Annotated in this window: 7 protein-coding genes; all 7 read left to right on the plus strand. The window is 66.7% G+C overall.

Annotation, left to right across the window (positions count from 1 at the left end):
* Positions 1 to 48 precede the first annotated feature (48 nt).
* Positions 49 to 1,986 (plus strand): trypsin-like peptidase domain-containing protein, encoded by a 1,938-nt coding sequence (locus U9977_RS15240; RefSeq protein WP_322749919.1) that lies wholly within the window; start codon positions 49 to 51, stop codon positions 1,984 to 1,986.
* 70 nt (positions 1,987 to 2,056) lie between these two features.
* On the plus strand, positions 2,057 to 3,064 hold the full coding sequence (locus tag U9977_RS15245) for a MoxR family ATPase (RefSeq protein ID WP_322749920.1): 1,008 nt from the start codon (positions 2,057 to 2,059) through the stop codon (positions 3,062 to 3,064).
* On the plus strand, positions 3,061 to 5,598 hold the full coding sequence (locus U9977_RS15250; protein ID WP_322749921.1) for a tetratricopeptide repeat protein: 2,538 nt from the start codon (positions 3,061 to 3,063) through the stop codon (positions 5,596 to 5,598). The genes U9977_RS15245 and U9977_RS15250 overlap by 4 nt, the downstream gene beginning before the upstream one ends.
* A 156-nt stretch (positions 5,599 to 5,754) precedes the next feature.
* Positions 5,755 to 7,152: a chloride channel protein gene (locus U9977_RS15255; RefSeq protein ID WP_322749922.1), complete on the plus strand. Its 1,398-nt coding sequence runs from the start codon at positions 5,755 to 5,757 to the stop codon at positions 7,150 to 7,152.
* 120 nt (positions 7,153 to 7,272) lie between these two features.
* Positions 7,273 to 7,530: a hypothetical protein gene (locus U9977_RS15260; protein ID WP_322749923.1), complete on the plus strand. Its 258-nt coding sequence runs from the start codon at positions 7,273 to 7,275 to the stop codon at positions 7,528 to 7,530.
* 96 nt (positions 7,531 to 7,626) lie between these two features.
* Positions 7,627 to 9,480, plus strand: a complete 1,854-nt coding sequence (locus tag U9977_RS15265) for an HEXXH motif domain-containing protein (protein ID WP_322749924.1) — start codon at positions 7,627 to 7,629, stop codon at positions 9,478 to 9,480.
* Between the two features lie 175 nt (positions 9,481 to 9,655).
* Positions 9,656 to 12,748, plus strand: coding sequence for an FxSxx-COOH system tetratricopeptide repeat protein (gene fxsT / locus U9977_RS15270; RefSeq protein WP_322749925.1), 3,093 nt, complete (start codon positions 9,656 to 9,658; stop codon positions 12,746 to 12,748).
* The last annotated feature ends 242 nt before the right edge of the window (positions 12,749 to 12,990 follow it).

Here is a 12,990-nt window from a genome sequence, read left to right on the forward strand (position 1 = left end):
GTAGCGGTCACCACATTTATACCGGTCACCACATTCGGGTGGTGACCGGTGGACCGGCTACTGCGTCCACTGAGGCAACTACTGCGAAAGGCCGTTGTCGAAGTTGCCTGTGACACCGGCTCGGTTGGGACCGGTTTCTTCATCGCCCCCGGTATCGTCATCACCTGTGCGCACGTGGTCGCTGGCCGCCCGTCGGTGGTGTGGGTACAGGCGGGTGACGTCAGGCAATCGGCGACCGTGCTGTTCGCCGAACCTCGCGAGGCGCCCGTGGGTGCAAGGATCTTTCCGTATCCGGATATCGCGCTCCTGGCCGTCGAGTGGACGGCTGAGTACAGCTGCGCATGGCTTGGACAGGCGCGGCCGGAACGGCACGCCAGTTTGTACTCGATCGGCTATCAGCTCCTGTACGCCGACGATCCCTCCCCCTCGCCGCTCGCGTTCGAAGCCGTCGGTGACCTTGAGATCCCGGGTGGAACAGCCATAAGGATCAGGGGCGACGAGGTGGACGAGCGGATGTCGGGCAGTCCGGTGCTCGACGAGGCGACCGGCGAGGTCTGCGCGATGATCAAAGCCGCGCGCCAGATCGGCACCGACCGTGGGGGCGTGGCGATCACTCTCGATGCGCTGCAGCGGCTTCCCACCGGTCTGCGGATTCGGGTTCTGCGTTCCCACGACCGCTGGCACCAACGCGGGCAATGGGTGCGAAGCCTTGACGCGCTCGCCGCGGAACGTCATCGCGCCGCGCCCGGTCATGGCCTGGGCGACCCGTTACTCCCCCCGTACCTGCGAGGTTTCCTGCTCGGAGTGCTGGCCGAGCTGCCCGTTCCCGAGGACCCGCTGTCGATGCTGCAGGTGCTCAATCGCGTGCCGGTTGCTCCCGACATCAGGGTCACCGACTACCGCGACATCGCGTTCTACTTCGACACCGCCGCATGGCTGTCGCGAGATATACAGCTTCACCCGCTTGTCGAGTTCCTGGAGCGACTCGTCATCCAGTTCCATCGCGAGTCTTCAGACGTCGCGGATCGGCTCTGGACGGTCGCTGAACTCCTCGCGGGCAGACTCGGTCAGAGGTCGCAGCTTGGCGACCGGGTGACGCCCCGTGCTGTCCTGACGGCACCCAACCCGGTCGCCGCGTCCGCCGAGGGGCGCTCGGTAATCGTGAACGTGGAACCGCACGGCAACGACCAGCGGCTGCATCTGCTCTCGATCAGGCTCGACCGAGGTGACGGGGACGTGGTCCAATATCCGTGCGACCGCACCCCGCGGGCTCTCGACCAGGTGTGGACGACGGTCCGTCAGATCCTTCCCGATGCGATCGAGGACCTGGGGGGCGGGACGAAGGTGATGGTGCAGGTCGTCCTCGCCGAACGCCTGTTGCGCGAGTGTGAAGAGGCGTGGGAGAACTGGCGGATCTGGCCGGACATGCCGCACCGGCGGCTGGGCCGCAGTCATCCTGTCGTCGTCCGGGCCGCTGACGTCTCCGGAAGTCGAATCCGGGAACGGATGCGCAGAGACCGCTGGGACGCCATGCACGCAGCGGGGGCGGGGCCGGACGTGGCGCGCGTGCGGTGCGACAGCGGCACCGATGACGACTTCTGGGACGGTTGGTACCAGGAACCGACGCGGTTGCACTCGCTTGTTGTGCTCCCCGGCCCGCCAACGACGAGTCCGGCGTCGGAGGCGTTCCGCATCGGTGTTGCCGAGGGCCTGCCGATCGCAATTTGGCGCCGTCGGCCCTGCCTGGACCATGGATTGGAAAATGGTGCCCTCATCGAGCCCTGCACAGGCGCCCGCTTCCAGCGGTCGTTGAGCGACCACCTGCGTGGTGTGAGCGTGGGCGGGCTTCCGGAGCACGCCCGCCAGCTGCGCAACGATGCGGCGACGTCGTTGACGTCGTCGACGTCCCCCCACCCGGGCGACGGGCTCGTTCTGTACTGGGATCCGCCGCGCTCCCCACCCTTCCGCCTCACGGAGCCGGACTGATGGTGTGACGCGGCGGACAGCGGAATCCCAACATCGCCCTTGGCGGGAGACTCTCGAAGGAGACGGGTCAATGGACGACTGGCTGATCTACCGGGGCACCGGCGAGCCTCACGACGGGATCACCCGGCTTCCGCCCGCTCCTGCGTGGCGTTCCTTCAACGGCTCGCCGGCTCTGTCCGGATCGGCTCCGCCAGAGTCGGCGGCGGACGTCTATCGAGCCCGGACCTACCAGCCGAGCCGCGATGAGATCGAACTCGTCAACGCCGCGATGTATCTGCGCCGTCCGTTGCTGGTGGAGGGGAAACCCGGCACCGGAAAATCCACGCTTGCCTATTCGATCGCGTACGAGCTGGGCCTCGGCCCGGTCCTGCGATGGTCGATCACCAGCGGTTCCGCGTTGCGCGACGCCTTGTACGTTTACGACGCGCTGGGGCGGCTGGAGGCGGCCAACCGCCGGAATCGGGCCGACCCGGCGCAGGACGATCCGGACGACATCGGCAACTTTCTGACGCTGGGGCCGCTGGGTACGGCTCTGCTGCCGTTCGGCCGGCCGCGGGTGCTGTTGATTGACGAGATCGACAAGGCGTCCTATGACCTGCCCAACGACTTGCTCAACCTTTTCGAAACCGGCGTGTTCGAAATCGACGAGCTGCGCAGGATCGCGAAGGTCCGGCATCGGGTGGACGTGCTGCCGACCGGTGACCGCGCTCCGGTGGAAATCGTCGACGGCGTCGTGACATGCCGGGAGTTCCCGATCGTCGTCCTCACCTCCAACCAGGAGCGTGAGTTCCCGGCAGCGTTCCTACGACGTTGCGTCCGGCTCAGTATCGCGGAGCCGGACGAACGACGCCTCGGCGCCATCGTGGTAGCCCACCTCGGAGACGACGCCGCGACGGCCGGTGCGGACATCGTCAGTGACTTCCTCCGGCGCCGGAGCCGGATGACGCTCGCCACCGACCAGTTGCTCAACGCCATATACTTGACCTCCAACGCGGCACGAGAGATCGGTCCGACCCGCAGCCGCCTCGTCGAACTCGTTCTACGCGGCCTGGACAGCGTTGCCGAGCCGCCGCCGTGAACGGGCTTGGACGAGTGCGCGCGATCCTCGAAGGCGTGGGTATCAGCCAGACACCGGGGGAGCTGGCCGAGGCCCTGTGGCTCGCGGATCAGCTGCGATCGGCCTCGACAGCGGCTCCGGGCGGGCAGTCACCGGACGATTCCGGCCGTACCGGCTCCGACGATCCCGGAACCTCCGATCTCGCGATGCCGGCGCGGGAGGTGCCGGCCGCGCAGCCGCGCCCGTCCGCCGACGGTACGGCTGACGGCGAACCGGTGGGTGGTCTCCACCTGCCGGACGCGGGTCGATCCGGCTTTGGGCGCCAGCCCGATCCCCGTCCGATCATGCTTCCAGCCAAACCGGCGTTGTCGAGGTCACTGCGGCTGGTGCGGGCGCTACGGCCGTTGAAGAGGCTGACCGAGCCCAGGGCCACCCGTGCCCTCGACGAGGAGCTGACCGTGGAGCACAGCGCCCGCGCCCGCGCCTACCTGCCGGTCATCTCCACCGCTCAACGGCCGCGGCTTGATGTCGTCGTCCTTTCCGATATGGCTCCATCGATGGTGGTGTGGGATTCGGCGGTGCGGGAGTTCGGCACGCTCCTGCACGGCCTCAGTGCCTTCGAGCACGTCCGACGGGAGCGTTTCGACTCAGCGGAAATGGACGGTGACGTCGGCTGGCTGCGCATGCCGGGCTCGGCCGGCATGCGCAGACAATCCGGCGAGTTCGTCGTCTCCCGGGGTCGGCAGGTAGTAATGGTGTTCAGTGATTGTGTGGGCGTGGGCTGGCGGACGGGAAGGGTACAGCGGACGCTCGCCGCGTGGGGGCGCTCGGTGCACGTGGTCATCGTTCAGCCGTTTCCCGAACACCTGTGGCGGCTTACCGGTCTGGATATCCGGCACGGGCGGCTGTCAAGTCCGCGGCCTGGAGCGAATAACGCCGCACTGCGGTTCACTGAGGCCGGTCGGCCGCGCACTGCGTCGGATCGGACGGCCTCTGGCGTCTCGTTGCGCGGCGTCGAGCAGGTGCCCGTGCCTGTTGTGCAGCTGCACGCGGCGTGGCTGGCCAACTGGGCGCGTCTGGTCGGCGGCGACGGTCGGGGAATCGACGCGGCGGTGTGTTTCGGCAGCCGACCGTCGTCCGACGCAGACACGCCCGCGGACGGGCTGTCCGTCCGGGAGAAATTCCTGGCGTTTCGGCGTGAAGCGACGCCTGAAGCGGTCGCCCTGGCGACCTACCTGGCTGTCCTGCAGACGTTCACAGTGGACCTGATGTCCGTCGTCCAGCATCGGATGTTGTCCGCTGTCGATCCCTCGCATCGCGCCGAGGTCCTGACCAGCGGACTGGTGACAAGCCGCCGCCGGGCTGATGCGGGTACGGCGGGACCGGCCGGGCGGCCGTCGGATTATGATCTTGGCTACACTTTCACCGACGAGGCACGCAGTCAGTTCCTGAGTTCCATCGGGCGCGCGAACCTCCAACGGATGCTGCGGGTCGTCGACGAGGTCTCCGAGTCCCTGGGTCGGGCTCTCGGCGCGACGCCGCACGAATTCACGGCCGCGATCGCCCTCGACTCCATGACCGGTTCGGTCGCTCTCGGGGCACCGTTCGGTTATCTCACCCTGGAAGCCCTGCGACGGGGTGGCAGCCCGTACGCCAGCCTGGTGGCGGCCCCGGACGCCGATATGTTGTCAGGCGCCGAACCGGGCACCACGGAGCGGCCCGACCCCGAGCAGGCGCGTGACCTGGCCGCTCTTGCCGAGCTGCACTTCCGCCACTTCCAGCGGGCCGGTCGATCACGTGATCTGACGGAGGCGCTCGGCGCGTACAAGGACGCCGTCGAGATGACCCTGGTGGATGACCCCGACCGGATCGATCGCGTCGTCGGACTGGCTGCGGTGCTGTGTGCGTACGATGACACGGTTGGTGACCCGGCGAGCATCAATGCGGCCGTATCCGCACTGCGTGACGGCGTTCGTGACACCGTGACCGGCCGGCCGGAGTGGTTCGCCGGGACTGTGGCGCTGGCTACCACACTGCTACGACGCAACTCGGGTCATCCTGGCATCGACGACCTCGCGGAGGCGTCGGCGCTGTGGCAGCAGCTGTTGCGGCATCCCGGCGCCGAGCAGGTCGCGACGTACGCGACCGGGCTCGCCGATACGCTTACAGCGATGTACGTGATGAACGCCCGTATCTCGGACATCGACGATGCCGTCGACGCCCGTCGTCAAGCTGTACAGGCCACCGACACAGGCGATCCTGAACTGCCGCGGCGCCTGATCGCCTACGCGCGGGCGTTGCGGATACGGGGGCGAATCGAGGACCATGTAGTACCGCTGCGCCGGGCGGTCGCAGCGGCGTCGCGGTTGGCCGGAGGTGAGGACGCCGCTGTGCTGGCGGCCCGACATGAACTCGCGGTCGGCCTTTTTCATGCTGGGTTTACCGATGAGGCACATGCCGAGCTGCGTGATGTGATTCAGGCACGCAGGCAGGTGCTCGGGCAGGACCACCCGGACACGGTGGCGAGCCTGGCCGTACTCGAGGAGTTCTCCTGACCGTCGATTCTCGGCCGTCCGGGTGGCGTAGCGGCCGTGCCGCCTACCCTCGTAGAGTACGCTGGGTAATGGCTGGTCGATGAGGCTCGGCTGCCGCCTGCAGGCAAGGGGTTTATTACCGTGCACGGGCCCGCCGGTCAGAACAGGCCGGTCGTAATGGGTATAGACCCGGGTGGAATTGTCTGGCGGCGACCCGCCGACTGGCCGTTCGTGCCGAAGTGGCTGCTGATAGGCTGTGCCGTCGGTGCTATTGCCGGGTTCGGCGCTGTCGGCCTGTATGAACTGGTGAAGCTGGCGACGACGTGGTTGCTCGTCTGGGCGACGGGGACGGAGCCGGCCACCACCGTCGCCGAGGCACCTGTGCACGGCGTGATCCAGGGGACCCGATGGTGGTTGCTACCGGCTGTGGTCGGGGGCGGCGCTTTCATCTCAACCCTGCTGGTCAAACTCGTCGCACCGGAATCAGCGGGTCACGGCACCGACGCGGCTATCAAGGCCATCCATTACGATCCCACTTCGATGCGGGCACGGGTACCCGTCGTCAAGCTGCTTGCCTCCGCGGGCACCCTCGGGTCCGGTGGGTCCGGCGGCACTGAGGGACCGATCGCGCAGATGTCGGCGGCGATCGGGTCGACCTTGGCCCGGAAGCTCCACCTGTCCGTCGCCGACGCGAAGATTGTCGTGACGGCGGGGCTCGCCGCCGGAATCGGTGCGATCTTCCGGTCCCCGTTCGCCGGCGCGTTGTTGGGCGTGGAAATGTTGTATGTCCGTGACATGGCGCCCGCAATCCCGTTGCCTGCCTTTGCCGCGTCCGTGACCGGTTATCTGGTTTTCAGCTCCGTGGTAGGTTTCGACCGTATTTTTGAGGGTGTCGGAGTATTCCACGTCGGTATTGGCGAGATCCTTTTGTTTGTGGCGCTCGGACTCGTGGTCGGCCTGTTGGGTCGGCTATTCGTGTGGTTCTTCTATCTGGTCGACCGGACCTTTGTGAAGATCGGCCGTTTTCCGGTACTGCGCCCGGCGCTGGGGGGCCTGGCGGTCGGTGTGATCGGCATGGTGCTGCCGGGCGTTCTCGGTACCGGTTACGGCAACATTCAGGTCGGCTTGGACCGGCACCTGCTGCTCGCGATGCCGCTGTGGGCGGTGCTCCTCCTACCGGTCGGCAAGATCGTGGCTACGTCACTGTCAGTGGGCTCTGGCGGTTCCGCCGGGATCTTCGGTCCGGGGCTGGTCGTCGGGGCTGCTGCCGGGGCGGCACTGTGGCGTCTGTCGGATCTGGCCGGGGTGGCCCCGCCCGACCCTGGAGTCATGGTCATCGTGGGCATGGCGGCCTGTCTCGGACCGATCGTCCACGCGCCGATCGCTCTGACCGTCATGGCCATCGAAACCACCAGGGAGGTCACGCTCGCTGTGCCGGTGATGATCGCGATGGCGGTGGCCCTGACGGTGGTGGGAGACACCACGCTGTACCGCAGCCAGCTGCTGACCCGCGACGTGTCGACAACGGAGTCAGCCGGGGCGCATGTGGTCCCGGTCCCACGGACCCGCGCGTAACTGGCCGCGTCCATCGCGCACCCTCGGGTTATTCTGTGGTTCCGCTACATCGCGTCGCCTAAAATCGACCGGGCGGCACACCGGAAGCGCATCGCGGAACTGTTGGGGGTAGTGTCGACGATGGACGAGTTCACGCCGGAGCTGAAAACCGTCATGGTGGATCTGTCCGCCGTGCCGTTGGCTGAACTCCGGTCGCTGAAAGACCCGCTTCTTACGGGATCGATGAGGCATGTCCTGGCGGAGATCGACGATCCCAGTCAGGTGTTCTACGGCTATGCTCCTCCCCCTCCTCCAGACCTCCAGCACGACTTGGTTACCCGCGGGCTCCGCGCGTCCCACCGTACGGGCTGCCAGGGAGAAGCTGTACGGCTGGACTGATTGTTCGGGGTCTCGATCCTCTGACCAGTACGGATGTGGCAGCAAAGAAGGTCGATCAGCTCAGCGGCTACTTTCTCCCAAGTATCGGGGCTACCGGTGTCGAGTGCGTTGCTGCGGTTTCCTATCCGGTGGGTCGATGAACTCGCCGGCGGTCACGGACCGCCTGAAATGCTGGCCGTGCTGCGCGCGGGCCGGCTCAGCCGCAACCTGCTGCTTATCCGCGCGGTGCTCGACACGGTCGCCCGGCGCGGCATGTCTGTGGGCGGCGAACTCGAAGCCGCCTACGACCTGCTGGCGACGGCCGACGCCCGTGCTCCAGCGGCTGTACGAGACGTTCTGCGCTATCCATCTGTCGGGGTCTGGGCCGCAGGTTGCCTGCGGACACTACGGGCTGAGCCCCAACTCACCCCGCGGTTGGCCACGGACCTGCGTCAATTCGCGGCGATCGCGGCGGCTGCCGCGTTACGCGCCGGAATCCCGTTCGACCTGAGCGTGCCGGTACGCGCCGGGACGGTCACGCTGCCCACTCTCGGCGTCGCGCTGCTACCGCCGGTCGGCGAGCCGGACGCCGATAACGCGGCCACGATTCGTGGCGGCCCGAAAGCGGCGTCCGTCCTCGGCCCGGCGGCCTGCGTCGCGATCCCGGTTGATCCGACGAAGGACGCGGCCGGATGGCAGGGGCTGCGGCTCCTGGCGTCGAGGTCGGGGACCGCGGTCCTCGAGGTACCACTCGACGACGTGGATCCGTTCCGGGCCGGGCCGGGTTTCGACCCGGCGGGCCGGCTCGACGACGAGACCTTCCTGGCGTGGCAGAACATGTTCTCACAGGCCTGGGATCTGCTGATCGGTGAGCAGCCCAGGTACGCGGCGGAACTGGCGTCGACGCTCACCGCTGTCGTGCCGCTGCCGTCCAGCGGTCGCGTCTGGCTCAGCATGACGTTCACGGACGCGTTCGGCTCCGTCGCGTTGGCCCTCCCGTCGAGTGCCGTGCTGCTGGCCCGGACACTCATCCACGAGCTGCAGCATGCCAAGCTCGAAGGGCTGCTGGGACTGTGCCCGCTGCTTCGAGAGCAGAACGATGACGGAACGTCACCGGTCGCGATGTACGCGCCGTGGCGCGCCGAGCCTCGCCCGGCTCGGTCGCTCCTGCAAGGCGCCTACGCTCATTTGGGCGTCACCGCGTTCTGGCGGGTGCGTCGCCGAACTGCCCCGCCAGGACCGGCAGCGGACGTCGCGCACCTCGAGTTTGGGATGTGGCGCGACGAGACCCGGCGGGCCATCGCGCAGTTACGCAGCCATCATGTGCTGGCCGAGACAGGGGAGCGCTTCGTCACCGGAATGGACGCGACGCTCGAGCGGTGGCAGGATGATCCGGTCCCGGCGCCGTTCGACAGGTATGCTGAGGAGATGGCGTTGGATCGCCGTCTGCTCTGGCGACTGCGCCACGTTCCGCCTGCGCCGTCGCGGGTCGATGTGTTGGCCAGGGCATGGTTGGCGGCGTACGGACCAGCCGTCGCAGACAGCCCGGATCCGCCCGCGGAGGACGAACCACCGGCGGCGGATGAACCGCGGCGGGCGCTGCGGATGCTGCACATCACCGATCCGGCGCGTCTGCGTAACCTCGTCTGCGACCGACCCGGGGCCGCGTCGGATAGGACGCTCGAGGAGGAGGCTGACCTGACCTACGTCGTTGGCGACCCGGCTACTGCGGCGGATATCTACCGTCGCGTGCTCACACGGCGTCCAGAGGCAGGCTCCGCATGGGCAGGCCTGGCGCTGGCATGGCGTCAGACCAGCCCGGGACACCTCGCCGACGGCATACTGGTTGAGCCCGAACTGGTGCGCGCCGTAAGCCTCCGTGTCCGTGAGCTGTGCGGTTCGGCGCCCGATCCGCAGCGGCTGGTCGGCTGGCTCATCGAGTCCACCGAAGCACCCTTCGGACCGTGCTGACGGTTGGAGTCCACGGAGCGGATTCTTCCCGCGTGGAATTTCTGGCCCTGCCCGGCGCGGCGGAGCCGGCGAGGCATCTGTCAGGAGCTTTGACTGCACTATTCTTAGGAACAGTCGTCCCGTATCGGCCCGTATCGGCGTTCTGGGTCGAGAGGACAGGGGGGAAGGAGTGCCGGTGACATCCGACGTGTCACAGTTTGGTTCGCTCGACGACAGCGGCGTCGAATGTGATGTGTTGATCAGCTATGCCAGCGCCGACCAGCTGTGGGCAGAATGGATCATGGGTCGGCTCCAGCGTCGAGGTCGTCAGGTGGAGTTGCACCGGCTCGACCACGGATCCCGGGAAAGCCCCGAGACGCTGCTCCGAGGATGTCTCCGCCGGGCGGACCGGATGATCATGATTCTGAGTGACACCTATTTCAGTGCCGGGTTACGTACCCATGAGGCTTGGTCTGCTGCGTTTACCGGCATCGGGGATCTGCTGGACCGTATTATTCCCGTGCTCACCAGGACCGTGAATGTCCCGATGCTGCCCAGGGCCAAGCCGCTCGCCTTCGTGGACCTCACCGGTGTGAACGAGGCCGAGGCCCACAGACGGTTGCTGCGTCTCGTGCCCGTCGACACGGACGAATCTCTCGATGACGTTCCGCTGCTGCGCGGCGGTCGGGCCTACGCGGCGACACGCTACCCTGGGGAGCCCCCGTCTGTAAGCGGTAATATCCCCCAGCGGAACCCGCTTTTCACCGGCCGCGATGCCGAGCTGGATGCAATCCGTGAAGGATTCACAGATGATATTCCGGTCATCTCGTTACGCGGTATCGGCGGGGTTGGAAAGACCCAGCTGGCCACCGAATATGCCTACCGTTTCGGGTCTTCCTACGACCTGGTGTGGTATGTTCACGCCGGCACCGGCACCGCTGCCCGCAGTGACCTGGCCGGGTTGGCGTATCAACTCGGCCTTCCGTTCAACAATGATCTGGGCAAGACCGCCCGCAGTGTCAGAGACGCGCTGAGCCGTGGAATCCCCTATAGACGGTGGTTACTCGTCTTCGACGCGGCGGAGAGTCCGGATGAGATCTGCCCGCTGCTTCCCTCCGGCGGCGGCCACATCCTGATAACGGCCAGAAGTGAACTGTGGCGATCGTTCTCGCGACTGATGGAGATCGATGTCTATACGCCGGACGAAAGCATCCAGTTCCTCTGCAGCAGAGTCGCGCACCTGTCGCGGCAGGATGCTCTGCGGGTGGCCGACGAGCTGGATAATCTCCCCCTGGCGCTCGACACAGCCGCCAGGTTCATCGCGGCGTCCCGGACACCGGTGGACGCATTCCTGGACCTGGCGGACAGAGACTTCCTCGCGATCGCGTCGCAGTCCCCGTCGTCCGCCTACGAGCGTTCGCTTCTGTATGCGTGGCTGCCGTCCCACAACCTGCTGCGCGAACGACGTCCTGCCACTTTGCAGCTTCTCCGTATATGCTCGTTCCTCGGGTCGTACCCGGTCCCACTGCGTATGTTCAGGTCGGACGACATCGATACGGGTGGGCACGATGCCCGCGACCTGTTGCCGCCGGAACTGGCCGCTGAACTGGCCGATCCGGTCATGCGGGCGCGGATTCTGGCGGACCTCGACCATTATGCGCTCGCCGTGACGGGAATTGACGAGAAGGTCGGCTCCGCCATCCACACGGTCGCCCCAGGAATGGGGAATGAGCTCGGTGGTAAAGCGAAACCGGGCCCCACCATCCACATGCATCGGGTTGTGCAGCGGGTCTTCCGTGACCTCATTCCCGCCGAGGAACGCGAGCAGATCCGGCGCGTAGCGCATTCGGTGCTGGCGGCGGCGGATCCGGGGAATCCCAGTGATCCCGCCAACTGGGGCCGGTATCTGGAACTACTTCGCCATCTCCAGCCGTCGGGGGCGCTTGAGCGCCACGACTCCGCACAGCTGTGCAGGCTGGTGCTGCGAGAGATGGCATACCTGATCGCGCGGGGCGAGTTGATCTCCGGTCGTGATCTCGCCGCTGACGCGCTGGGGCACTGGTCGTCGCATCTGGCGGCAGATGATCCGAGTATTATTTTTCTGCGGATCCAGCTCTCTATTATCCTACGTTATCTGGGCGACAATGCGCAGGCACTTGCGCACAGTGATGCGGCGTTGACGGCCGCTTCGACGACGAGCGGTCCGGGTCGATATCACCGATTTGACGCAGCCGCTAACCATGCGTCCGCGTTGCGGTTCAGTGGTGATTTCCGTGCTGCTTTGCCGATCGATCGGGAGGACTTCGAGTCGTGCAGCGCCGAGTTCGGGACAGATCATGTGCAGACGCTGACAGCGGCCCACAATCTGGCTGTCTCGCTCCGGATGAACGGCCTGTTCGGCGAGGCCCTGGCCGTCGACCGTGACACCTGCGACCGCTGGGATCGGCTGATCGGTCCGTCCCAGCTCGCATCCTTGTTTTCGGCCAACAATGTGGCTCGGGACGAGCGCGAATGTGGTCTGGTCCATGAATCGCTTGCTCGACAGGAGCAAACCGTCGCCCGTTATCTCACCGTTCTGACACTGGACGATGGTGATGTTCTGCGGGCGCGGAAGAACCTCGCGTTGTCGCTGCGCAAGGCAGGACGACGCGGTGATGCCCTGGAGCTGGCGACCGATGTCCTGGCCCGCCATCTCCGGGCGTGGGGTCCAGACAACCGGGAGACCATCGCGGCGCGCACGAATCTGGCCAACGACCTCCGGCTCGCTGGCGACCTCGTGGCGGCGCGCACGAACGCCGAGGAGGCGTTACGGCGCAGTACTGCGGCGTTCGGTGATCGGCATCCGTACACGCTCGGGTGTGCGGTGAACCACGCGATCCTGTTGCGCCTGAATGGCCAGGTGGCGGAGGCCACGACGTTGGATATGCAGACGCTGCGGCGGTTCCAGGAGGTTCTCGGCGAGAACCATCCCTACTCCCTTGCGTGCCTCACGAATCTCGCGAGCGATTTCGCAGCGGCGGGCCGGAGTGACGACGCTCTCGCATACAGCCAGCGTGCGTACGAGGCCCACCGCCGGGCGCGGGGCGAGCGGCATCCCTACACCCTCGCCTGCGCCGCGAACCTGGCGGCCGACTTTCAGTCGAGCGGTGACGCAGCCGTCGCCGAGCAGCTTGCGAAGGCGACGGCGGAAGCCTATGCGAAAACGCTCGGATCGGCCCATCCCGAGAGCCAGACCGCCATTACCGCACGTGCGCGGATGGATTTGGACATAGAGCCGCCGCCGATGTGACAACAATTCATCGGGAACGGCGTTGCCGAACACGTTGGGGCCCAGAAACCCGGTTCGGGTCATGCGGCCTGCCGGGCTCGCGGGGACAGGGGGATGGGGTCTGGCGGGGGCAGCGGCTTCGGATTCGGCCGCGGCGAGGAACGAGGAACGGTTGACGGAGCTGGAGAAGCTGCGCGGCGACGCTACGGCGCTGCGCGTGACGGGCAGGCCGAGGTGTCGCATCGCGAGCTCGGCCACTACTG

Source organism: Protofrankia sp. Cas8, assembly GCF_963555845.1.
Classification (GTDB): Bacteria; Actinomycetota; Actinomycetes; order Frankiales; family Frankiaceae; genus Protofrankia.

What these genes read in the sequence shown, in the direction of transcription:
- U9977_RS15255 (WP_322749922.1), top strand. Translation starts at nt 5,755, where the DNA reads ATGGGTATAGACCCGGGTGGAATTGTCTGGCGGCGACCCGCCGACTGG.
- U9977_RS15260 (WP_322749923.1), top strand. Translation starts at nt 7,273, where the DNA reads ATGGACGAGTTCACGCCGGAGCTGAAAACCGTCATGGTGGATCTGTCC.
- U9977_RS15245 (WP_322749920.1), top strand. Translation starts at nt 2,057, where the DNA reads ATGGACGACTGGCTGATCTACCGGGGCACCGGCGAGCCTCACGACGGG.